Origin of the sequence: Pseudobythopirellula maris (genome assembly GCF_007859945.1) — a bacterium.
Classification (GTDB): Bacteria; Planctomycetota; Planctomycetia; order Pirellulales; family Lacipirellulaceae; genus Pseudobythopirellula; species Pseudobythopirellula maris.
On record NZ_SJPQ01000002.1, the window covers coordinates 265,263 to 288,054 of the forward strand.

At 66.0% G+C, this 22,792-nt stretch carries 19 protein-coding genes; 9 read left to right on the plus strand and 10 right to left on the minus strand.

Annotation, left to right across the window (positions count from 1 at the left end; all coding sequences use genetic code 11):
* The first annotated feature begins 15 nt into the window (after nucleotides 1–15).
* The 3 genes from Mal64_RS08790 to Mal64_RS08800 all read left to right on the plus strand — a co-directional run bounded on the left by Mal64_RS08790 (nucleotide 16) and on the right by Mal64_RS08800 (nucleotide 3,630).
* Nucleotides 16–987 carry a hypothetical protein gene (locus Mal64_RS08790; RefSeq protein WP_146399227.1) on the plus strand — a complete coding sequence of 324 codons (972 nt, stop codon included), beginning with the start codon at nucleotides 16–18 and terminating at the stop codon, nucleotides 985–987.
* A 276-nt stretch (nucleotides 988–1,263) separates the two neighbouring features.
* The gene (locus tag Mal64_RS08795; RefSeq protein ID WP_146399229.1) at nucleotides 1,264–3,051 is read left to right on the plus strand and encodes an aspartate kinase; all 1,788 of its coding nucleotides are present in this window, start codon (nucleotides 1,264–1,266) and stop codon (nucleotides 3,049–3,051) included.
* Between the two features lie 102 nt (nucleotides 3,052–3,153).
* The gene (locus Mal64_RS08800) at nucleotides 3,154–3,630 is read left to right on the plus strand and encodes a DM13 domain-containing protein (protein ID WP_146399231.1); all 477 of its coding nucleotides are present in this window, start codon (nucleotides 3,154–3,156) and stop codon (nucleotides 3,628–3,630) included.
* 30 nt (nucleotides 3,631–3,660) lie between these two features.
* On the opposite strand, the gene Mal64_RS08805 is transcribed toward Mal64_RS08800, so the two are convergent.
* The 8 genes from Mal64_RS08805 to Mal64_RS08840 form a co-directional block, all read right to left on the minus strand.
* Entirely contained in the window at nucleotides 3,661–4,071 is a 411-nt protein-coding gene (locus tag Mal64_RS08805) for a bifunctional nuclease family protein (protein ID WP_146399233.1), read from the minus strand.
* A 253-nt stretch (nucleotides 4,072–4,324) separates the two neighbouring features.
* A complete protein-coding gene (locus tag Mal64_RS08810) occupies nucleotides 4,325–7,594 on the minus strand; it encodes a valine--tRNA ligase (protein ID WP_146399235.1) in 3,270 nt (1,089 codons plus the stop codon).
* 86 nt (nucleotides 7,595–7,680) lie between these two features.
* Complete coding sequence (locus Mal64_RS08815) at nucleotides 7,681–8,175, minus strand: hypothetical protein (RefSeq protein ID WP_146399237.1); 495 nt, start codon at nucleotides 8,173–8,175, stop codon at nucleotides 7,681–7,683.
* A gap of 104 nt (nucleotides 8,176–8,279) precedes the next feature.
* A complete protein-coding gene (cimA, locus tag Mal64_RS08820) occupies nucleotides 8,280–9,893 on the minus strand; it encodes a citramalate synthase (RefSeq protein WP_146399240.1) in 1,614 nt (537 codons plus the stop codon).
* Between the two features lie 28 nt (nucleotides 9,894–9,921).
* Nucleotides 9,922–10,311: a four helix bundle protein gene (locus tag Mal64_RS08825; RefSeq protein WP_146399242.1), complete on the minus strand. Its 390-nt coding sequence runs from the start codon at nucleotides 10,309–10,311 to the stop codon at nucleotides 9,922–9,924.
* Between the two features lie 348 nt (nucleotides 10,312–10,659).
* Nucleotides 10,660–11,142: a hypothetical protein gene (locus tag Mal64_RS08830; protein WP_146399244.1), complete on the minus strand. Its 483-nt coding sequence runs from the start codon at nucleotides 11,140–11,142 to the stop codon at nucleotides 10,660–10,662.
* A gap of 129 nt (nucleotides 11,143–11,271) precedes the next feature.
* Nucleotides 11,272–11,751: a Uma2 family endonuclease gene (locus Mal64_RS08835; protein WP_146399247.1), complete on the minus strand. Its 480-nt coding sequence runs from the start codon at nucleotides 11,749–11,751 to the stop codon at nucleotides 11,272–11,274.
* Between the two features lie 79 nt (nucleotides 11,752–11,830).
* On the minus strand, nucleotides 11,831–14,812 hold the full coding sequence (locus tag Mal64_RS08840) for an FtsK/SpoIIIE family DNA translocase (RefSeq protein ID WP_146399249.1): 2,982 nt from the start codon (nucleotides 14,810–14,812) through the stop codon (nucleotides 11,831–11,833).
* A gap of 254 nt (nucleotides 14,813–15,066) precedes the next feature.
* Here Mal64_RS08840 and Mal64_RS08845 point away from each other — a divergent pair, with 254 nt between their 5' ends.
* Nucleotides 15,067–16,230, plus strand: coding sequence for a hypothetical protein (locus tag Mal64_RS08845; protein ID WP_146399251.1), 1,164 nt, complete (start codon nucleotides 15,067–15,069; stop codon nucleotides 16,228–16,230).
* Between the two features lie 34 nt (nucleotides 16,231–16,264).
* On the plus strand, nucleotides 16,265–17,518 hold the full coding sequence (locus Mal64_RS08850; RefSeq protein WP_146399253.1) for a hypothetical protein: 1,254 nt from the start codon (nucleotides 16,265–16,267) through the stop codon (nucleotides 17,516–17,518).
* A 12-nt stretch (nucleotides 17,519–17,530) separates the two neighbouring features.
* Here Mal64_RS08850 and truB read toward each other — a convergent pair whose 3' ends face one another.
* Nucleotides 17,531–18,394 (minus strand): tRNA pseudouridine(55) synthase TruB, encoded by an 864-nt coding sequence (gene truB, locus Mal64_RS08855; RefSeq protein ID WP_146399255.1) that lies wholly within the window; start codon nucleotides 18,392–18,394, stop codon nucleotides 17,531–17,533.
* A 346-nt stretch (nucleotides 18,395–18,740) separates the two neighbouring features.
* Here truB and rsmG point away from each other — a divergent pair, with 346 nt between their 5' ends.
* From rsmG to Mal64_RS08870, 3 genes are all read left to right on the plus strand, one after another.
* Nucleotides 18,741–19,427, plus strand: a complete 687-nt coding sequence (gene rsmG / locus Mal64_RS08860) for a 16S rRNA (guanine(527)-N(7))-methyltransferase RsmG (protein WP_197525594.1) — start codon at nucleotides 18,741–18,743, stop codon at nucleotides 19,425–19,427.
* A gap of 147 nt (nucleotides 19,428–19,574) precedes the next feature.
* Complete coding sequence (locus Mal64_RS08865) at nucleotides 19,575–19,925, plus strand: DUF3467 domain-containing protein (RefSeq protein WP_146399259.1); 351 nt, start codon at nucleotides 19,575–19,577, stop codon at nucleotides 19,923–19,925.
* A gap of 95 nt (nucleotides 19,926–20,020) precedes the next feature.
* On the plus strand, nucleotides 20,021–21,151 hold the full coding sequence (locus Mal64_RS08870) for a cysteine desulfurase family protein (RefSeq protein WP_146399261.1): 1,131 nt from the start codon (nucleotides 20,021–20,023) through the stop codon (nucleotides 21,149–21,151).
* A gap of 113 nt (nucleotides 21,152–21,264) precedes the next feature.
* Here the strand turns inward: Mal64_RS08870 and Mal64_RS08875 are convergent, their stop codons facing one another.
* The gene (locus Mal64_RS08875; RefSeq protein WP_146399263.1) at nucleotides 21,265–21,603 is read right to left on the minus strand and encodes a tetratricopeptide repeat protein; all 339 of its coding nucleotides are present in this window, start codon (nucleotides 21,601–21,603) and stop codon (nucleotides 21,265–21,267) included.
* Nucleotides 21,604–21,912: 309 nt separating this feature from the next.
* Between Mal64_RS08875 and lpxA the strand changes: the two genes are divergently transcribed.
* Entirely contained in the window at nucleotides 21,913–22,779 is an 867-nt protein-coding gene (gene lpxA, locus Mal64_RS08880; protein ID WP_197525595.1) for an acyl-ACP--UDP-N-acetylglucosamine O-acyltransferase, read from the plus strand.
* Nucleotides 22,780–22,792 lie beyond the last annotated feature (13 nt).

Consider the following 22,792-nt stretch of genomic DNA (forward strand, 5'->3'; position numbering starts at 1 on the left):
CAGGCGAGCGAGATGATGAAGAACGATCCCACCCCCACGGCGCCACGCGCCGCCCTTGCGCTGTTGCTGCTGCTGGCTTTCGTCGTCGCGGCGCCCTCGACCTGGGCCCAAGAGACTTCGGGCCCTGCTCCCACACCGCCGCTCGACGCCGCAGCCGATGAGGCGCCCCTGCAAGACCCTCCCGCGGCCCAGGAGCCGGCGCCGTTCGAAGAGCCTGCCGTTGAAGAACCCTTAGCCGACGACTCCGCTGCCCAAGAGCCCGCCACTCAAGACCCAGCCACTCAGGAGCCCATCGCCGAGGAGCCTGCCACGGAGCAGCCCGCAGGCGAAGACACCGACGCTGAGGAACCGGAGGCCGAAGCAACATCCGTCGCAACCGACGATAGTGCAACCGGCGAAACTGAAACCGATGAAGCCGTCATCAATGAGGAAGAGGCCGACACCGACGACGATGAGCAAGACGAAGACGAGCCCGACGGCCCATCGTTCGCCGAGCGGCTGCCGCCGTTCATCGCGGTGCTGCACCCGGCGGCGGTTCACATGCCGGTGGCGCTTTATGTCTTTGGAGCTATGTTCGTCGTGATCGGTTGGTTCGCGCCGTCGTGGGGCCAACAGATCCCGATCGCCAGTTTGCACATCGGCACGCTCGGCGCGATCCTCGCAGCGGCCAGCGGCTGGTGGATCGCCGAGTACAGCTGGGGCGAGGAGTTCATTCTGTCCGACGCCGAAGCCTGGAAGTCGATTGACTGGGATGAACTCATCACGCTCCACCGCTGGGGGGGTGTGGTCGTGGCCGGCTTGGGCGTGGTTGTCTCGTTCTTGTCGATCCTCGCCGGCGCCACCGGCAGCCGCCGCCTGGCGTTCGTCTGGAAGTTCGGCCTGCTGATCCTGGCCGGTCTGGTCGGCTTGGTGGGCCATTTCGGCGGCGAGCTGGTCCACGGAGAGGGCTTCGTCGAAGACGCCCTGCAGATGCTGCTAAACCCGTAAAGGGGCGGTGGGCTGGGAAGATGACCGTGCGCCCAATCTCTTGGACAATTGACGAGGTTCGCCGATGTCTCTCTTGCCGGACTCTTTGTCCGGGTCGTTGAGATTTCTGGTCATGCGTCGCTCATCCGCTTGAGGGGTCGCCTGCTGGCAAACCGCTCCGGCGGCTCCGGGGCGCCCTCAGCGCGAGGCGGCGGGGCAAGTACAATAGGGGGTTCGCCACCCGTTCGCGGGGGCGTCTGCCTCTGATCCCCGAGCCCTGATCCCTCCCCCCTCCGCATGTCCCTCGTAGTCCAGAAGTTCGGCGGCACCAGCGTCGCCGATGCCGAAAAGATCCGCGCCGCCGCCCGCCGCGCCCTCCGCGCCCAGCAGCAGGGCGCCCAGGTGGTCATGGTTGTGAGCGCCATGGGCAAGAACACCGACCTCTTGGTCGACCTCGCCGGCCAGGTGTGCGACGAGCCCGCCGCCCGCGAGATGGACATGCTCCTCTCCACCGGCGAGCAGGTCTCGGTCGCCTTGGTGGCGATGGCGATCCACGACCTCGGCGGCAAGGCGGTGAGTCTCACCGGCGGGCAGATCGGCGTGAAGACCGACAGCTCGCACGGCAAGGCCCGCATCCAGTCGATCAGCACCGAGCGTATGCAGCGGCTGCTGAACGAGGGCAACATCGTCATCGCCGCCGGCTTCCAAGGCGTCGACGAAGACCTGAACATCACGACGCTCGGCCGCGGCGGCAGCGACACCTCGGCCGTCGCGTTGGCGGCCGTGTTGGGCGCCGACATGTGCGAGATCTACACCGACGTGGACGGAGTGTTCACGACCGACCCGCGCGTCGAGCCGTCGGCCCGCAAGATGAGCCACGTGTCGCACGACGAGATGCTCGAGCTGGCGAGCCTCGGAGCCGGGGTGATGCACAGCCGCTCGATCGAGTTCGGCAAGAAATTCTGCGTGCCGATCCACGTGCGCAACAGCGGCGTGTTCACCGACGATCCCGGCACGATCATCGGCCCGCTGACCGAGTCGTCCGAGCGGCCCGTGAGCGGCGCGGCGCTCACCAAGAGCGAGGCCCGCATCACCGTGGCGGGCGTGCCCGACCGGCCCGGCTCGAGCCTTGCGCTGTTCGAGCGGATGGCGGGAGAGAACATCGCGGTCGACATGATCGTGCAGAACGCCGGCGACGGCGGGCGGGCCGACATCTCCTTCACCGTGTTGGAAGTCGATCTCAAGCGGGCGCTCGCCGCGGTCCACGAGGCGGCCGAAACGCTCGGCTGCGAGTCGGTCTCGCACGACGACACCGTGAGCAAGGTCTCGGTCGTCGGCATCGGCATGGCCACACAGGCGGGTGTCGCCGATCGCATGTTCCGCGCCCTGGCCGAGGCGGGCATCAACATCCAGGCGATCACCACCAGCTCGATCAAGGTCTCTTGCCTGGTGGGCCGCGACCGCGGCGCCGAGGCGCTGCGCGTGGCGCACGGCGAGTTCGAGCTCGACAAGGCGCCCGAGGGCCGGGCCACCTTTGACGACTGCCTGCACGCCGCCAAGCGGGTCCAGGGCGCCGACGCCGCCGCGGTGGTCGCCCGCCTCTCGGCGATGGAAGACCTCACGGTCCACGGCTGCGGGCTCGACGACTCGCAGGCGCTGGTCACCCTGTCGGCCGTGCCCGACACGCCCGGCATCGCGGCCGACATCTTCGAGGCGGTCGCCGCCCACGGCATCGTGGTCGACATGATCGTCCAGAGCGTGGGACGCGACGGCAAGACGGCGGTGGCCTTCACCGTCCCGGCGGCCGACGTTCAACGCGCCGGCGAGGTCGCCGCCGAGATCGTTGCCCGCTTTGGCGGCGCTTCGAGCGTCGACCCCGGCGTGGCGATCCTCACCGTCACGGGCGTCGGCATCCGCAGCCACACCGGCGTCGGATCTCGCATGTTCCGCGCCCTGACCGACGCCGGCATCAACGTCGAATTGATCAGCACCAGCGAGGTGCAGGTGAGCGTGGTCGTCGAGGGCGCCAAGGGCCCGGCCGGCCTCAAGGCGATGGAAAAGGCGTTCGCCGACGTGATCGGCTGACGCGAGGCCGGCGCCGCTCCTGTTCGACGCCCGCGTCCGATGGGGTTAAGATGATTGGGGCCAAGAGGTCCGAGACTCGTTTCCTCTTGCCACGAGACCGACATGAAAAACGCTTTGATCCTGATGGCGTTCGCCCTCACGATGGCCGTGGCGGCGCCGGTCGTCGCCGCGCCGCTGGCCGGCTGGACGGCGGAACTCGACGGGCTCTTCCACAACGTCTCTGGCTCGCTCACCGTGATCGACGACGACACGCTGCGCGTCGACGATTTCACCTACGATGGCGGGGGGATTGTCGTTTACTTCTACCTCGGCGCCGAGGACTCCGGCGTCGCCTACAACAACGGCCTGGAGATCGGCCCCCAGCTCAAGGGGACGTCTTTCGACGGCACGGAGGGACCGTTCGAGATCGACCTACCGGCAGGCGAGACGATTGGCGACTGGAACGCCGTCTCGGTCTGGTGTGTGACTGCTGGGGTGAGCTTCGGCTCAGGCGAGTTTGTGCCGCCGGTTCCCGAACCGGCCACGCTGTTGCTGGCGAGCGTTGCCCTCACGCCGACGGTCTTCGGACGACGTCGCTAATTCCCCTGCCAGACGGTGAGGGGGGAGTTCTTACTCCGCGTCGTGCATCACGTCGTTCAGCACGTCTTCGGCGACAAAGATCGGCAGCGACGGCTCGCAGGTGACGGCCACGGCGATCGCGTCCGAAGGCCGGGCGTCGATCTCAATCAGCTCGCCCTCCTGCCGCACGCGGAGCTTGGCGTAGTACGTGTGCTCGCGCAGCTCGCTGATCACCACGTCTTGCAGCTCGCCGCCCAAGGCCTCGATCGCACCCACGAGCAGGTCGTGCGTCAACGGCCGCGGCGCCTCGAAGTGCTTCACGCGGCGGTCGATGCTGGTGGCCTCAAAGATGCCGATGACGATCGGAAAAGTCCGCTCGCCCTCCTGCTCCTTGAGGTAGATCACCTGCTGGTCGTTGATCTCGCTGATGATGATCCGCGACAACTCCATGGCGACCGGCATCGGAGGGGCTCCTGCGTAGGGACGGTGAAGACAGATCCAGTATACCGTCGACTCGTCCGCCAAGCAGCAAGCCAACGTGAAGAAGAATGGGACGCGGATAAACGCGGATCGAGCGGATTAAAACGGATCAAAAAAGGAGGGAAAGCAGCCCCGGCCGAGCGTGGTCGGTGGGCCACTCGAAGAGCTTCTCCTGTTCCTTGATCCGCGTGGATCCGCTCGATCCGCGTTCATCCGCGTCCCATTCGTCGGCCCCTCAGCCGAGCTTGCCGAGCGCCGCGGCGATGGTCGCTAGCTGGGCCTCGGCCTCGGTGAGCTTGGTCCGCTCGGCCTCGACCACCTCGGCCGGGGCGTTGGCCGTGAATTTTTCGTTCGACAGCTTGCCGGCGAGGCTCTTGGTGAACTTTTCGAGGTTCGCCCGTTCCTTTTCCAATCGGTTGCGTTCGGCATCGACATCGATGTGGGCCGCCACGTCAACCCGCACCTCGATCGCTGACGAGAAACCGGTGACCGGCTTGCTCGAAACGATCTGGGCGCCCTCGGCCTCGGGGCCCAGCTCCACGGCTGTCGCCTTGGCCATCTGCTGGAAGTAGGGCTGCATCGGCGTCAATCGATCTGCTGTCGCCGTGTCGCACCGCACGGCAAATTCGAGCGGCTCCTTGAACGATATGTTTTGCGATTGCCGCACCTCGCGCACGGCGCCAAGCACCGCCTGGAACACGGCGAACTGCTGCTCGATCGCCGGGTCGCGGTCGGCCTCGTTCACCTCGGGCCAAGGGGCCATGCAGACCGACTCGCCCGCCCGCTCGGCGGCCGGCAGCCCGCGCTTCGGCACGACCTCGCCCATCAAGCTCCAAACCTCCTCGGTGAGGAACGGCGTCATCGGGTGCAGCAACCGCAGCAGCGTGTCGAGGCCGTGCGCGAGCACCCCCTGGGCGACCGCCTTGTCGGGGCCATCGACTCCGAACCGGGCCTTGGTCATCTCGATATAGAAGCTGCAGAACTCGTTCCAAGCGAAGTCGTACAGCGTGCGCGCCGCGTCGGCGAAGCGGTATTCATCTAGCGAAGTGGAAACTTCGCCAGTCACCGTCGCCAGCCGGCTCAGCAGCCAGCGGTCTTCGACCTTCAGGTCGGCGGCGCCGATCGCGGCCGGCTTGTAGCCCTCCAGGTTGGTGAGCGCGAACCGCGAGGCGTTCCACAGCTTGTTGCAGAAGTTGCGGCCGAGCTCGAACCGCTCGCTCGTGACCAGCCCGCGCTTGAGCGAGAGATCCTCTTCCTTCTCGGCCCATTGGGTGCGGAACGGCTCGCTGCACTTGGGGCAATCGATCCGCGGCAGCACGCGGTTCTTCTTGGTCTGGGCGAGCGTCTCGCCACAGTGCGGGCAGACGAACTCGACCGGCATCCGCACGTCTTGCGTCTCGGTCGTGAGGTAGGCGATGCCGAACCTCAATGCATCAGCGCCGAACTGATCGATCACGTCCAAGGGATCGACGCCGTTGCCCTTCGACTTACTCATCGTCTCGCCGAAGCCGTCCAAGATCTTCGGGTGGATGTAGACCTCGGGGAAGGGAACTTCCCCCAGCAAATAGTCGCCCATCAGCACCATCCGCGCGACCCACAGCGTGATGATGTCGCGTGACGTGACGAGGCAGCTCGTGGGGTAGAACGCCTTGAGGAGTTCCGTCTCTTCGGGCCAGCCCATTGTGGAGAAGGGCCACAGGGCGCTGGAGAACCAGGTGTCGAGGACTTCTTCGTCTTGAACGAAGCCTTCTTTTTCTAGCTCTGCTGCGAATCCAGAAGCGTCTCTACGAACACAAATGCTGGTTGGTTGAGCAGACTTCTCAGCGTCCCACCTGGAGGCACAGGACCATTCGAGATCATCAATTCCATCTAGTCGAAGCCGTTTGTCGATGCCTGTGAGCAATTCGACAACCTCACTCGCGGCTTCATCTCCATCTTTGTAGCTTGTCAGAACTTTCATCCAGACGGGGATACGGTGACCCCACCAGAGTTGACGTCCAACCGGCCAGTCGCGCTTTTCGCTTAGCCAATCGATGTAAGTCTTGGAGTACCGCTTCGGGTAGATGCGAACGGATTCCGAAGTTACTGCTTCGATAGCTGATTGAGCTAACCCCGGTCGAAGTGAAGCCCCGAGCCGCACACGGTCCTCCGTATTCCAATCGCTTTGTTCTCCTTCGTGGCCGAATATCAAACCGTCGTCAGTCTGATAGTGGTCGCCCATTCGAATAAACCACTGGTCAGCCAGATACGGCTCGATCGCCGTCTTTGAGCGGTCGGAGTGGGCGAGGTCGATCAGCCGGTCTTCGCGGTCGGTTTCCGGGTCGTGCAGGCCGGCCGCTTCAAGATCGGCAACAACCGCCTTGCGGGCCTGCGGCATCGTCAGGCCGCGGTACTTTTCGGGGACGCTGTCGGCCAGCGTGCCGTCGGGCTTGAGGATGTTGATGGCGCCGATCGACTCATTGCGTTGCCAAACCTCGTAGTCGTTCGCGTCGTGCGCGGGGGTGATCTTCACGCAGCCCGAGCCGAGTTCGGGTTTGGCCCACTCGTCGGCAATCAGGGGGATCTGGCGACCTGTGAGCGGCAGTTCGAGCATCACGCCGCGGGCGGCCATGTCGCGCAACTGTTCAAGTTGCGGCAGGTGCGTCTTGCGGCGATCGGCGAGCGCCTCGATCTGCGCCTCGATCGGCGGTTTTTCCTTCGCCGGCGCGGCGGCCAGTTTTTCCTTCAGCTCCGCCTCGACCTTGTCGAGCTGCGCGGCCGGGTCGGGGTGAACGGCGACAGTCGTGTCGCCGAGCATCGTCTCGGGCCGTGTCGTGGCGATCGTCACGTGCTTCGGCTCGCCCGCCTTGGGGTCGATCACCGGGTACTTAAAATGCCAGAAATGGCCCTTCACTTCCTCGTGAAACACCTCGTCGTCGGAGACAGCGGTCTGCAGGAACGTGTCCCAGTTCACCAGCCGCTTGCCGCGGTAGACCTTGTCGTCGGCGAAGAGCTTGAAAAAGGTCTCGCGCACCGCTTTAGCGCATTGATCGTCGAGCGTGAACCGCTGCCGCCGCCAGTCGCAGCTGGCGCCCAACTGCTTGAGCTGACCGGTGATCCGCTCCTCGTACTGTTTTTTCCATTCCCAGATGCGATCGACAAGGCCCTCACGTCCAAGGTCGTGGCGTGACACGCCCTCCTCGGCGAGCAGCCGCCGCTCGACCACTGCCTGGGTGGCGATCCCCGCGTGGTCGGTGCCCGGCATCCACAGCACCTCGAAACCCTGCATCCGCTTGCGGCGGCAGAGGATGTCTTGCAGCGTGTTGTTGAGCGCGTGCCCCAGGTGCAGGGCGCCGGTCACGTTCGGCGGCGGGATCACGACCGAGTAAGGCTTCTTCTTGCCTTCGAGCACCACCTTCGGGTCGGGGTGGAAGTAGCCCTTCTCTTCCCAGAAGGCGTACCACTTGCGCTGGGCGGCGTGGTGGTCGTAGTGGGCGGGGAGGTCTTGGATCGCGGTCGTGGTCATGGCTTCTTCGAGGATGCGTTGCGTCTTGGCGTGATCGCTTGATGGGATAGTTTCACGCAAAGGCGCGAAGGCGCAAAGGGACGGGACTATTCGATTGGCGGGGCGGGTTCGAGGATGGCGTTGCCGAAGAGCTCCTTGGCGCGCTCGGCTGGAACGCGATCAGCGCTAGGTTCGGCATGATCGTAATTGTCATATAGAAGATTTTCCTGAACGTCGTACACCAAACAGATCAAATCCCCCGAGGGCAGCTCCGCTTCGGGAATCGTGAAGTAGCGATCTCCCACCAAGGCGGCCATTCTCGAATCGGGCGACCACACAAAGTGCTCGCGCTTGATCAGCGGCGATTGATCGTGCAGGTACTGGAAACGGGTTTCCGATGACGTTTGGCGGTCCCAGATCAGCAAATCAAAGTTGCGGTCAATGAAATTAGATCCCTCGTCGAGCGTGATACGGTAGCGGCCGTCAGGAGACACGGCGGAAGTCATCCGGCCCCGGCCACCGAGAACCATCTCTGCAAGCAAGACAAAAGACGCCACGATCGCGAGTGCGATCAACGGTGCTCGCCAGCGTGACTTGCTCATGAAAGACCTCAGTGCGATTCAACCGTCTTTTTTCTTTGCGTCTTCGCGCCTTTGCGTGATTCCTTCCTCGGGCGCTGGCGTTTGCGGCTCGCCCCCTGCGCCCCTCACCCCTGACCCCCGCCCCCCGCCCCCTCTTCCTTGCACAGCTTGTACTCGATCGAGTCGACCAGCGCCTGCCAGCTCGCCTGGATCACGTTCTCGTCGACTCCGACCGTGCCCCAGGTCTCGCCGTCGGCGTCGCGCGACTCGATCACCACGCGCACGCTGGCCGCCGTGGCCGCCTCGCTGTTGATCACCCGCACCTTGTAGTCGACCAGCTGCATCTCGGCGAGCTGGGGGAAGCGGCCCTTGAGCGCTTTGCGGAGGGCGCCGTCCAGGGCGTTGACCGGGCCGTCGCCCTCGGCCACGCGATGCTCGACGGTGTCTTCCCCCTCGGGGTCGTGCACCAGCAGTTTGACGGTCGCTTCGGTGAGCGGGCTGCCGCCGCGGCTCTCGGTGGTGACGTGGTATTTGACGAGCTCAAAGTGTGGCGTGAAGGCGCGGGCCAGCTTGCGCACCAGCAGCGCGAACGACGCCTCGGCCGCCTCGTATTGGTAGCCCTCGTTCTCGCGGTCGACGACCTCCTTGAGCACGGCGTCCATCAGCGCCTTATCTTCTTGAAGATTGAGCTTCGTGGTCATTGCGATGATGTTCGACCGGCCCGAAAGCTCGCTCACCAAGATGCGGCGGGCGTTGCCGACGCTCTCGGGCGGGATGTGCTCGTAGCTCTCGGCCACGCGGTTGATGGCGTGCACGTGCATGCCCCCCTTGTGGGCGAACGCGCTGGGCCCGACGAACGCCTGGGCGCCGCGCCGCAGCATGTTGGCGATCTCGTACACGTAGCCCGAGAGCTCGGTGAGGTGCTCCAGGGCGTCGGCTTGCGAATCGCCGCCGCCGAGCATCTTGTAACCCTTCTTTTTCTTCAGCGCCAGGTTCGCGACCACGGAGATCAGGTCGGCGTTGCCGCAACGCTCGCCGAGGCCGTTGATCGTGCCCTGCACGTGGGTGGCCCCGGCGTCGACCGACGCCAATGCGTTGGCCACGGCCAGCTCGCAGTCGTTGTGCGTGTGGATGCCGAGAGGAACCTCGACCGCGGCCGCGGCCGCCCGGGTCAGCTCGGCGACCTCCTCGGGCAGCGAGCCGCCGTTCGTGTCGCACATCACCACGCGGATGGCGCCCGCGTCGGCGGCCGCTTGGATCGTCTTGGCGGCGTACTCGGGGTTGAGCTTCCACCCATCGAAGAAGTGCTCTGCGTCGTAGATCACCTCGCGGCCCTCAGAGACGAGATAGGCGATCGTGTCGCCGATCATCGCCAGGTTCTCTTCGAGCGAGACCTGCAGCACCTCGCGCACGTGGAACTCGCTCGTCTTGCCGACGATCGTGACGACCGGCGCCTGGCTCTCGATGAGCGCCTTCATGCCGGGGTCGTCGGCCGCGGCGATCCCCTTGCGGCGGGTCATGCCGAACGCGCACGTCTTGGCGTTCTTCAGCGGCTCGGCGACGAGCCGCTGGAAGAACTCGGCGTCCTTGGGGTTCGACAGCGGGTAGCCCCCCTCGACGTAGTCGAAGCCCATCGCATCGAGCCGCCGGGCGATGAGGACTTTGTCCTCGAGCGAGAAGTTGACGCCTTCGCCTTGGGCGCCGTCGCGGAGGGTCGTGTCGTAGATTTCGATGTGCATCGAGAGGTGGGAGGTGAGAGGTCGGAGGTCAGAGTGATTGATCGAGCTTTGCTCGGAGGGAGCGTTGCAGCCCTCGGAGCATGCGGCGTTCTTCTTCGAGGACTTCGGTCAGGGGGGCGAGAGTGGGCTGAGGGCAGTAGTTGAGGCGGCGTGCCAGCTCGAGGAAAGTCTCGACTTCGGCTAGCGATCCAACCGCAATCGACAGGAACCGAAGGTATTCCTTCGTCGAGTCACGCCCGTTCCCTTCCGCGATGTTGGCCGGAACCGAAGCCGACGCGCGTCTCAACTGCGAGGTGAGCCCGTACATCTCCTCCTTAGGAAATCGGCTTGTCAACGCGTACACACGCTCGGCCAATTCCATCCCGCGTTGCCATACGTTCAGATCGCGGTGACTACGAATCTTCGGTTGTTCGCTCATCGTACGGTTTCCTCCAGGCGTTCTCTGACCTCCGACCTCTCACCTCCCCAAGCAACAAAAAAAGCCCCGAGGCCTTCGGGCCTCGGGGCTTTGGATTGTACCGTGAAAGGTCGAACCGCCCTAAGACCGCCGTGCGTGGGGAATCGGGATAATAATTACGCGTCGGGTCATAGCGTTCGGGTCGTAGCGTTCGGGTCGTAGTCGTCAGGGGTTTTCAGCAATCGGGCGATAGCCTAGGACCTACCGGTCCTAGGAGGCCCCGCCAGAAGGCTCTCTTTAAAGGAACTACCAGCAAGGAGAGCCTAATTGCCCCCAGGGTTCGGGTCAATCGGCCCGGGCGTGGCGCCCTCAATCGGCCCGGTACGAGACGATCACGTCCTGGTGCAGGGGCCGAAAGGCGACTGTCGCCGTGAAACCGCAATCCCAGGCGTAGGTCACGTAGCCCCGGCCGAGCAGGCCGACACGCGTGTCGCACACCCGCGGCTCGCCGACGCAGCAGCACGGCACGCAAACCGGCACGGCGAAGTACTGGCGGCAGCAGTCGGCCGGGTTGTCGACGCACAGGGTCAGGTCGACCGACTCCTGGCAGCGGTAGAGCCGCTTGGCCGAGCGGTGCGTGCGGTAATCGGCCACGCGGATCGGGCAGCACTCGATGGCCGGCGCCGCCATCGGCGCCCCGGCGGCGTAAGCCGGTGTCGGGACGGGGGGCGGCATCGTCTCGACCGCGGCGGGCGGGGCGTCGGCGCTTTGGGGGGCGAGGGTCGGGGTCTGGGCCAGCACAGCGGGAACGGCCGTGGCGGCGAGGATAAACAAGGTGAGGGCGCGGTGCATGGCGGGCCTCCGGTCGGCGGGTTGCTAAATGGGAGTGCGAATGTCTCCCTCAAGCATAGCTGACCGCCATGGCGGAAGCCAAAAAGTCGGGCGGCGCCGGTTATAAGGGCGTGGCGTTTGGCCGGGGGCTCAATCGAGCGTGATCGATGCCGGGGCGTCGGGCGCCAGGCCCGATCTTTCGAGTCGACCCGCCGGGCCGTAATACGCCATCTCGCCGTCCGCCGAGCAGAGCCACACCTCCAAGGCGCCCGCCTCGAAATAGAGCCGTCGTTTCTCGTCGATCTCTTGCGTCGTGTTCGACGGCGAGAGCACCTCGACGCAGACCTCGGGCGCCCGGCTGTAAGGGTCCTCGCCGGTGTGGGCGTCGAGGAACGCCCGGCTGCGCCACGCCACGTCCGGCACTTTGACCCCCGACGGGGTGCCGATCGAGCACTCAACCATCGCTCGGCCCTCAGGCAACAGCCGGCCGAGCAAGGTGGCGATCGCCACTTGTCGGTCGCCGTGCGAGTTGGAAGCGGGGCTCATCACGATCTGGCCGTACCCGTTGGTCTCGATCTTGTACGGCAGGTCGCGGAGCGACGGGTCGGCGAGGATTTGGGACCACTCCATGGCGGCGTCGGCAGCGTGTGTGGGGAAAAAGGTTGAGTTCTATTGTAGGCCGCCGCGAGGCCAGGCGGCAAGCAAACGCTCAGGCGCTCTCGGCCCGGTGCTCGATGACCTCGTCCTCAGCGTCCTCCTCCTCGTACTCCCACTCCTCGTCGTCGGCCAGTTCGCCGTCTTCTTCAGCCTCGTCTTCCTCGGCGTCCTCCTCTTCGGCCTCGCCCTCTTCTTCGTATTCCCATTCCTCGTCTTCTCCCAGCTCCTCATCGGCCTCGGCGTCGCCGGCCTTGGCCTCCTCCTCATCCTCTTCGGCCTCGTCCTCCTCTTCGTACTCCCACTCCTCGTCGTCGGCCAGCTCTTGCTCGGCGTCCGCGTCGTCTTGCTCTTCTTCCTCTTCGTCTTCCTCTACGGCGGCTTCTTCGGCAGCCAGTTTCGCCAAGGAAACCGCCGGCGCAGCGGCGGGGACAATCGGCACGGTGGGCGACGCCTCGGCCGGCCCGGCCGACGGCTCGCCGTCGGCGGCGCCCGACATCTGCTCCCACTCCTCGACGCTGATGAGGATCTCACGCGCTTGCGAGCCGTTGTACTCGCCGACGATGCCGTCCTCGGCCATGAAGTCGATCAGCCGGGCCGCACGGCCGTAGCCGATCCCCAGGCAGCGCTGCAGCAGCGAGACGCTGCCGCGGCCCTCGCGCACCACCACGTCGACGGCGGCCTCGTACAGGTCGTCGCGGTTCTTGAGGCCCGGCTTGTCGCCCGCCTCGACCTGCTCCTGCTCCTCCTTGGTCTTGAGCTGCATCAGCTCGGCGGCGAACTGCTGGTCGTCGGTGCCGACGAAGTCGACCACCTTGGTGATCTCATCGTCGGAGAGGTACGTCCCCTGCCCGCGGAGCAGCATGCTCGTGCCGGGCGAGAGGAACAGCATGTCGCCGTTGCCCAACAGCTTGTCGGCGCCCATCTCGTCGAGCACCACCCGGCTGTCGGTGCGGCTGGCGACCTGGAAAGCGATCCGCGCGGGCAGGTTCGACTTGATCAGGCCGGTGATCACGTCGACCGTCGGCTTCTGCGTGGCGAGGATCAGGTGGATGCCGACCGCGCGGCTCTTTTGCGCGAGGCGGATGATGTGGGCCTCCACGTCCTTGCCGGCGGTCATCATCAGGTCGGCCATCTCGTCGGCAACGATGACGATGAACGGCAGCTGCTTGGGCACGAGCGACCACTCGGCGTCGGTCCACTCGGCGCCATCCTCGGGCTCGAGGCGGTCGCGCAGCTCGGCCTCGCTCAGCTGGTTGTAAACGCTCACGTGCCGCACCCCGGCGCGGGCGAGCAGCTGGTAACGCTCCTCCATCTTGTCGACGGCCCAGGAGAGGATCGCCTCGGCCTTCTTCATGTCCGTCACGACCGGGTGCATCAGGTGCGGCAACTTGCGGTAGCCGCTGAGCTCGACCATCTTCGGATCGATCATCAGCATGCGCACCTCGTCGGGCCCGCGGCTCATCAAGATCGACAGGATGATCGAGTTCAGACAGACGCTCTTACCCGTGCCCGTGCGGCCGGCGATCAAGAGGTGTGGCAGGGCCGCCAGGTCGACGACCATCGGGTTGCCGGAGACGTCCTTGCCCAAGTAGATCGGGATCTTCATCCGCTTGGCGCGGCCGTCGGTCTCTTCGATCACCTCGCGCAGGCGCACGAGCTGGCGGTTCTCGTTGGGCACCTCGATGCCGACCGTGTTCTTGCCGGGGATCGGCGCCACGATGCGCACGCTCGGCGCCCGCAGCGCAATCGCCAGGTCGTCGGCCAGGCCGGTGATCTTCGAGAGCCGCAGGCCCGCCTCGAGCTCGACCTCGTACTGGGCGATCACCGGGCCGGTCTCGACCTCGACCACTTTGACGTTGAAGCCGAAGTCGAGGAACGTCTTCTCCAGCACCTTCGCCTTGCGGCGGATCTCCTTCTCCTGGGCGTCGTAGCTCGCCTCTTCGCCGGGCAGCAGCAAGTCAACGGGCGGCAACTCGTAGTCCGAATCGAACTCCGCCTGCTGGTCGGCCGCGTCGAGCTTGTCGATGATCTCGTCGCGCTCGCTCTTGGGCTTCGGCTTCTTGATCGGCGTGAGGGCCGTTTCGGCGGGATCATTGGCCTCGCCTTCGGCAGCGTCGGCCTCGGCCGCGCCCTTGCCGCGCAGCGCCGAGACGAGCCGTTTGCCGAGCCCCGCGGCGGTGGGCTCCGCCGCCGGTGCTTCTTCCGTCGCCGGCTCTTCGGCGGCCTGTTTGGCGGGGGTTTTGACTTGCAGCTCGGGCTCTTCGTCTTCTTCCTCGCCCTCGGCGTCCTCCTCTTCGTACTCCCACTCCTCGCCGTCTTCGGCTTCTTCCTCGGCGTCTTCCTCCTCCCACTCCTCGTCGTCGGCGAGTTCCTCTTCGGGTTTCGCTTTGGGTGAATTCTTGCCGCTTGGCGGGGTGTCGAGGTCGGTGAGCCGCTTCTTGCCGACGAGCCGCTTGGTGGCCGTGGCGCCCAGACGGCCGGCGGTGACCAGCGTCTTGCCGGAGACGGCCGTCGCCGTGGCCGCCGCGCTGAACACGAAGTAGTCGGTCGACAGCAGCAACCCGGCCAGCAGCACGCAGAAAGTGAACAGGTAGGCCCCCGCCGCGGCGAAGTTCGTCTCGAGCCACGCGCGGCCCATCGCGCCGACCACGCCGCCGGCGCCGACGATCGGCCCGGGCGACCAGCCGGGGGCGGCCATCGTGGCGAGCGTCGCCACGGCCACCAGCGACAAGGCCCAGCCGATGGCCCGCACGATCGGCTGGTTGATCGGCCGGCCGGTGAGCATGAGCGTCACGACCACCAGCAGCGACCCGACGGCGTAGTGCGCCCCGACCCCCAGTGTGTGCAGCAGGGCATGAGCCGCGTGGGCGCCCGCCACGCCGCAGGCGTTGTGCACCACGCCGGTGGGGGGCCACACCAGGTTGCTCGGCGGGTCGGTCCGGTCGTAGCTCACCAGCGCGATCACGAGGAACACGCCCAGCGCCCCCAGGGCCAGGGCGAGCAGATCGACCTTCGGGCTGCGCTGTTCGAACATGGGCTGTGGGGAGGGAGGACAGGGGGGAGCGCGCAGCACCGCACGGCCGCGCAGCACGCCGCTATCCGGTGGGATCGACCGGCCGGGGCCCGCGGGGTGAGCCGCGAAGCGGGCGCCGCTAGCACACGCACAGGGCGGCGCCGCTCGCCGACCGTCGCAGTCGCTACAGGCGTCGCAACAGGCTCACCAAAGCGCCAAGGCGGCAGGCCGCAGTTGCTATCCCCCCAGCACGGGGCGTTTGCTACAAGACCGCCGTGCGATCACCAATCTCCCTCAGAACGCTCTGCCTAGCCGGCGCCTTCCTGGCGTTTGGCGCTGTGTGCCGCGCCGAGCAGAACGAGTTTCTGCTCCCGGCGATGGCCGGGCGGATCGAAGCATTCGAGCTGAGCAGTCTCGCCCCCGCCACGGCGGCGCAGTCGACAGCCGAAACGGCTAGCGCCAGCCCCGCCCGATGGACCGCGCCGCTCGGTGTCGAGCTCAACCTGTCCGAATGGACCAAGCCCTCGGATTCACCGAACTTTCGACGCTTCGCCCGCAGCGGATTCGGCATGGCAAAAGCCGTTTCGCTTGACAACAACCTTAGCACTTCCTTGACCAACCCGGCGCCCACAAGTAGTTCGCACAGCTTCTCTAGTGACTTTGGCGATCTGCACGAGTTCAATGTCTTTTATGACAACGTTCTCTACCACGAGGCGTTGTCAGAATTGAGTTTTGAGCTAGCGAAGCAATTTTACTTTTCGGAGGAATCAGGCATCAACGGCCCCAATAGTGGCTGGCGCATCGATGCCTTCGCAAGCCGGTTTATGCTCCAAGCGGGTGAGGAGGTGCGCGGCGAAGCCTCGTTGCCAGCAAGTGAAGCCTGTGAGAAATGGTGGGAGAGTTTCCAAACCTCCACCTACGCTTCGTGCGGCCTCCGCATGGTTCGCTTGTCAAGCGATTTCGAGTTCGATGCGAGCGGTTCGATCCTCGGAAGGACGTACATCGGTCAATTCAACGACCACGACATCTTCGGCCCCCAGCTGGGACTCGGGGCCGTGGCCGAAAGCGAGCGTCTCCGGTTCGAGGCGACCGTGCTCGGACTCGCCGGCTACGGACGGGCCCGACTCAAACAAAACGGGGTATTCGGCGCGGAGGCGATCCCCGGCGCCTTGAATCGCTCGGCGTCGGCTAGAACCACGAATTCTACCTACGATGCGACCGAAGAGCACTTCGCTTGGCACTTTGAGACGAGACTGTCGTCAAGTTACACGATCACGCCCGGTTGGCGTATCGACGCGCTGTACCGCTGGTACCTTGCCGGGCCCGTTTACGACGCCGCCGGGGGGACAATCTTCAGCGTGCCTTACTTCGGCTACAACGCCAAGGCGGGCGTCGGCCAGGCGTCTGAGGTCTTTCTCGGCCTCGCTTACACGCTTTGATCGAATCGACAGATAAATGTCAGGTAGGGGCGCCTTGCTCACGAAGCCAGTCAAGTCGCTCACGCTGATCGCCACCTGCGGTCTTGCTGTATGCTGGGCGCCCGATTCCGCTCGCGCCGAGCAGAACGAGTTTCTGCTCCCGGCGATGGCCGGGCGGATCGAAGCATTCGAGCTGAGCAGTCTCGCCCCCGCCACGGCGGCGCAGTCGACAGCCGAAACGGCTAGCGCCAGCCCCGCCGAATGGACCGCGCCGCTCGGTGTCGAGCTCAACCTCTCCCGGTGGGCCAGGCCCTCGGGCTCGGTGGGGTTTCGGCGTTTCGTCCGCAGCGGCTACGGCGTGTTGCGCGGTGGAGAGGATGTGAGTGAGGCCTCGCTAGTTCCGGGGAGCTCCACGGTGAGTTCATTTGATTTTCACGGCGGCGGAAACCCGGGCGTCGTTCGAGTTCTTGCCGATATCGATGGCGATGGCTCCATCAGTCCGGATGAAGTTAACGCAATATTAACGGACTTCGGCGACTTGAATCAGTTCAATATTTACTTCGGCAACACCAAGACGGAGGAGTTCTTAGGAGAATCGAGCTTCGAGTTGATGAAGCAGCGCGTGCTGTCGGCCGAGGCGGACGTGAACAGCCAGCGGAGCGGTTGGCGGGCCGACGGATTCGCCCCCAGCTTCTTGCTGCAAGCGGGCGACGAGGTGCGGGGCGCCAACTCGTGGGACCTGAGCGGCGCAAGAACGAAATGGGTCAACCGCTTCAAGACCTCCACCTACGCCTCCTACGGGTTGCGCATGGTAAGGGTGTCGAACGATTTCGAGATTGCTGGCGCCGGCTCATTCTTGGGAAGCACTTACGTAGGTCAGTTTAATGACCACGACATCTTCGGCCCCCAGCTGGGACTCGGGGCCGTGGCCGAAAGCGAGCGTCTCCGGTTCGAGGCGACCGTGCTCGGACTCGCCGGCTACGGACGGGCCCGACTCAAACAAAACGGGGTATTCGGCGAGGAGGCGATCCCCGGCGCCTTGAATCGCTCGGCGTCGGCTCGCAGCACGAATTCTACTTTCGACGCCAGCGAAGAGCATTTCGCTTGGCACGTTGAGACGCGACTGGCGTCGAGTTACCGCTTGTCGCCCCACTGGCGGATCGACGCGTTGTGCCGGTGGTATGTGGCCGGACCGGTTTACGACGCGGCCGGTGGGGTGCAGCTCACGCCGCCTTATTTCGGCTACAGCGCCAAGGCGGGCGTTGGCCAAGCGTCCGAGGTTTTCTTTGGCCTCGCTTACACGCTCTGAGCGTAAAGCAATCTAAGCGAACACCCGCACCGGTTGCAGCTTGCCGCTGGGGCGTTTCTTCGCGAGCGCGAACAGCGCGCCGCTGGGGTCGTACACGGCGATCTCGTCTTTCGCCTTGTAGCCCGCCCGCTCGATGAAGCGGCCGTGGCGGAGCTCCTCGATGTCGGCCGGCGTGGCGTCGAGCCTCGGCAGGGCGCTTGTGGCGAGCGCGGCCGGCAGCAGGTGGCCCGGCAGGTTCTCGGCGGTGAGCGACTTCGGCGCGACCGCCTCCTCGACCTTGAACGGCCCGATGGCGGTCCGCTCCAGCGCGCTCATCACGGCCGCCGTGCCGAGCGACGCGGCCAAGTCGCGGCCGATCGCGCGCACATAAGTGCCGCTGCCGCACTCGATGTCGAGCACCAGCTCGGGGTAGTCGTAGGCGACCACCGTGAGCGAGTAGACCGTCACCGGCCGGGGCGGCAACTCGGGGGGCGCGCCGCTGCGGGCCAGGTCGTACGCCTTGCGGCCGCCGACGTTGATCGCGGAGTAAGCCGGCGGACGCTGCTGGATCTCGCCCGTCAGCGCCGGCAAAGCCGCTTCGACTTCTGCGCGCGACGGCTCGGGGGCGTCGGCCAGCAACTCGACTTCTTGTTCAGTGTCGTCGCTCGCGCTGCGGCGACCGAGCAAGAAGCTCCCGCGGTAGCTCTTGGGCATCCGCTGCACGTGCTCGATCAGTTTGGTCGCCGAGCCGATGCAAACGACCAGCACCCCGGTCGCCAGCGGGTCGAGCGTGCCGGCGTGGCCGACCTTCAGAGGGTGGACAATACGCAGCACACGGTTCACGACGTCGCGCGAGGTGGCGCCGGCGTGTTTGTTGAGGTTCAGGAGGCCAAACATTTCTTGTGACGAATGGGACGCGGATTTAGCGGATCGAGAGGATGCGGATCAGTTGAAGAAAGCTGGAGGAGCAAACTGGCCTGCTATCGAGGTTGTAGTTGTGTGGTTGTGGGAGGCGTCTCCGACGCCGATGGCGGTGCGCCAGCCAATCCGGCATGCGGCGCGATATCGGCGTCGGAGACGCCTCCCACAACAAGCGCGTATCCGCGTTAATCCGCTGAATCCGCGGCGATCCGCGTCCTGTTCTTCTTCTACCCCGCCCCAGCCCGGTCGGGGCTACTCTACGCTAGGGCTTTGCAGGATACTGCTAGATCCGCCCAACCGTCACCCGCCGCGAGCCGCTAAGTTGTCCGACGACACCCCTTCCACTCCCGACACGCCCGAGCCCGATTCGCCCGATCTGGCCGCGGCGCTCGCGAAATTCGACCTCGATCTGCCCGCCGAGACCGTCGAGCGGCTCGACGCCTATCGAGCGCTGCTGTGGGAATGGAACGGGCGGATGAACCTCACCCGTCACACGACGTTCGACAAGTTTGCTTCGCGCGACGTGGTCGACTCCCTGGAACTCGCCAAGTTGATCGACCAGAACGACCGGGTGCTCGACATCGGCTCGGGGGGCGGGGTGCCGGGCATGGTGGTGGCGATCGTGCGGCCCGACCTGCAGGTGCAGCTTTGCGACTCGGTCACGAAAAAGGCGGGGGCGCTGCAGGCGATGGTGGAAGAGCTGGGCATTAACTGCCAGGTTCACGCGTCGCGTGTGGAGCAAGTGCTCGAGCACCACCGATTTAATACTCTCACCGCCCGCGGCGTGGCGTCGCTCAAGAAGTTCATGACGTGGCTCCGTCCCCAGCGCGAGGCGTTCGATCGGCTGCTGCTGGTGAAGGGCCGTTCGTGGGCCGACGAGCGCGGCGAGGCGCGTCATTACGGGCTGCTCAAAGGCTACGACCTGCGTAAAGCGGCCGAATACACGACCCCTCGGACCGACGCGATAAGCGTGATCCTGCGAGTCACCCCAACCGGTCGCCCCGGTTGAATAAACCGGAGAGGCAGCCGGGGGTTTGGTTCTCAAAGCCGCAACCGACGGCTAGAATGTGGTGCATCAGGCGTGGCGGCGGCTCGACGACGGGCAACGCCAACGTCCCCCTTCTCCCCTACCGACATTTGACACGAGGAACGCGAAGTGGCCGAATCAACCGAAGACAAGCCCCAAGCCGCTGAAGAAGGCGCCGCCACCCCCGAGGCCGCCGTTCAGCGTCCCCGCGTTGAAGTGCAAGACGCCGACGCGATCTGCACTTACGCGAACTTCTGCCGCGTGACCGGCACGCCGGAAGAGCTGATCCTGGATTTCGGCCTGAACTCGCAGCCCTACGGCGTGCCGACCGAGCCGGTGCAAGTGAAGCAGCGGATCGTGACAAACTACTACACCGCCAAGCGGATGTTGCAGGCCTTGCACCTCTCGGTGCAGCGTCACGAGCAGGCGTTCGGCGTGCTCGAGACCGACGTGCAAAAGCGCGTCGTCGCCAAGGGCTGATCGCCCCCCGCGCCGCAAGCTAGACTACCAACAGGGCCGCCCGCAGGGGCGGCCCTGTTTTTTCCAGCTCACTCACCACCGTTTCTCGACGCTTCTTGCGCAGCATTTACCTCGATCACAACGCCACCACGCCCCTTGCCCCTCAGGTGCAAGAGGCGATGCTGCCGCTGCTCGCCGGCCAGTACGGCAACCCCAACAGCGACCACGCCCTGGGCGCGGCCGCGGCGCAGGCGATCGACGACGCCCGTTGGCGCGTCGCCCGCGCGATCGGCGCCGGGGTCGACGAGGTCTACTTCACGGCGAGCGCGTCGCAGAGCTGTCGCCACGCGATCACGCGCGGCGTCGTCCCCGATTCGATCGCCGACGAGCCGGGATGGGCGATGACCACCACGCTCGACCACGCCTGCGTGCGCGACGTGGTGGGCGGTCAAAACGAGCCCTTGATCGGCTGCACGGCCGACGGCCTCGTCGATCTCAACGACATGCGGGCTGCGCTCGCCATGTCTCGGCCGGGTTCTCTGCTCTCGGTCGTCCACGCCAACAACGAGTTGGGCACGATCCAGCCGATCGCCGAGTTCGCCGAGGAATGCACGCACCACGGCGTGCGCCTGCACACGGACGCGGCGCAGACGTTCGGCAAGATACCGTTGCGAGTCGACGACCTGGGAGTCACTTACCTGTCGCTGACCGCCCACAAGGCGTACGGCCCCAAAGGCGTGGGCGCGCTCTACGTCCGCAGCGGGGCGCCCGTGGGGCGGGCCTACAACAACGGCGTGACGCTCAGCGCGGGCACGCCCGACGTGGCGGCGATCGTCGGCTTCGGCGTCGCCGCCGACTTGGTCGAGGCGAGCCTCGCCGAGTCTTCGTCGCGGCTCGCCGCGCTCCGTGACCGGCTGCTCAGCAAGCTCCGCGAGGGCGCCGGCGAGCGGCTCACGGTGTGGGGCGAGGCGGCCGAGCGGCTGCCGAACACGTTGTGCGTGAGCCTGCCCGGGGTCGTGGCTCAGGAGCTGCTGCGGGCCACACCTGAGCTGTGCGCGGCGCCGTGCGCCGTGCGGACCGGCGGCAAGATCACGCTCTCGCCCGCCCTGCGGGCGATTGGCGCCGACGAGCACGCGGCGCTCGGCACGGTCCGCCTGTCGGTCGGATGGCACAACGACGAGGCCGAGATCGACCACGCCGCGAGCCTGCTGCTCGGGGCGTGGGAACGGCTTCGGGGCGAGCCGTGAGCGTGAGCATCAGCGTCTCGATCCGCTAGCAGCACTGGCTGCAAGCGAAGTTGCGCAAGCCGCTCCGTTCGGCCTGATCACCCGCCGCATGCGGGCGTGAGGCGCGCCAGTCCTTACTGCCCCGCCTCGATCTGCCGGCTCCTGTCCATCGCCTCTTCGGCCAGCCCAATGTAGGAGTGGTCGTTCGTGCCGGCGTAGGCCCGCTGGTAGGTGACGCTCAGGGCGGTGTAGCTGAACGGGTCGTTCGGCTCGATCTCGGTGACCCGACGGGCGTGAGCGATCGCCTCTTCGTGCATGCCCCGCTTCTGGAGCACCACCGCTAGCGCGGCGTGGGCGAGTGAGTAATCCTCGTCCGCCGCGAGCGCTTCGGTCAGTTTGGCGGCGGCGCCCTCCAGGTCGCCAGAGGCCTTGAGCTTGTCGGCTTCGTCGTACAGAGCGGAGGGATCGGACACGGCGGGTCTTCTTGTGAACAGGGACGACTGTAGGGCGAGGGCCCACGTGCTAGCACACGGGGCGAACAGCCCACATTCTATCGCCACGGCCGCTCGCTTGCACCGGCCCCCCTAATCCGCAAGGTCGCCCAACGCTCGGCCCGCACGCCCCGCAGAACGGTCAAAATCGGCGCGTTCGGCTAAGCCGGTCGCTCGGGCCCCGCCGATGAAAGCATTCGACGGCAGCGCCCGTCATCACCAGGCCCGGGCAAGGACCACGCCACCGCAGGCGGGCGACCGACGGGCCGGAACCGCAGGAACCCGCGCGCCGTGAGCATCCACCCCCTCGCCTTGGTCGACCCGCGAGCCGAGCTCGGGACCGACGTTTCGATTGGACCGTTCAGCGTAGTCGAGGCCGGAGCCCGGGTGGGCGACCGCTGCCGACTGGCCGCAAGGGCCACGATCAAAACGGGCGTCACGCTCGGCGCCGAAAACATGATCGGCGAGGGCGCCGTGGTGGGCGGCATGCCGCAGCACTTGGCGGCGCCGGCGGTCGTGGGGAACGTTGTTATCGGCGACCGCAACCAACTGCGCGAGAACGTCACGGTCCACCGCGCGATGCACGAAGGGGCGGTCACCCGGATCGGCGACGGCTGCCTGATGATGGTCGGCGCCCACGTGGCCCACGACTGCCAGGTCGAAGACGGGGCGATCCTCACCAACAACGTGATGCTCGCCGGCCACGTCGAGGTCGGCCAACGGGCCTGTCTCGGCGGCGGCGTTGCGGTGCACCAGTTCTGCCGGGTCGGACGCGTGGCGATGATCGGCGGCATGGCCCGCATCATCCAAGACGTGCCCCCGTTCGTAATGATCGACGGCTCGAGTGGGCTGGTCGTCGGGCTCAACCGCATCGGCATCCGCCGTGCGGGAATCGAGCGCGACGAGGCGATGCTGATCAAGCAAGCCTACCAGCTGCTCTACCGCAGCGGGCTCTCGCACGAGGAGCGGATGGAGCGGCTCGCCGAGATGTACCCCATCGGCCCCGCCTCGGAGTTCGAGCCCTTCTTACGCGGCGGCACACGCGGCTTTGTCCGCGAACGGCGCACGCCGCCCGGCGCAACGATCCGTCCGATCCACGACGCGGTCGACGACTCGGCGCCGACGGTCGAGATCGGCGTGAAACGCCTCGCCGGCTGATCACGGCGGTTGG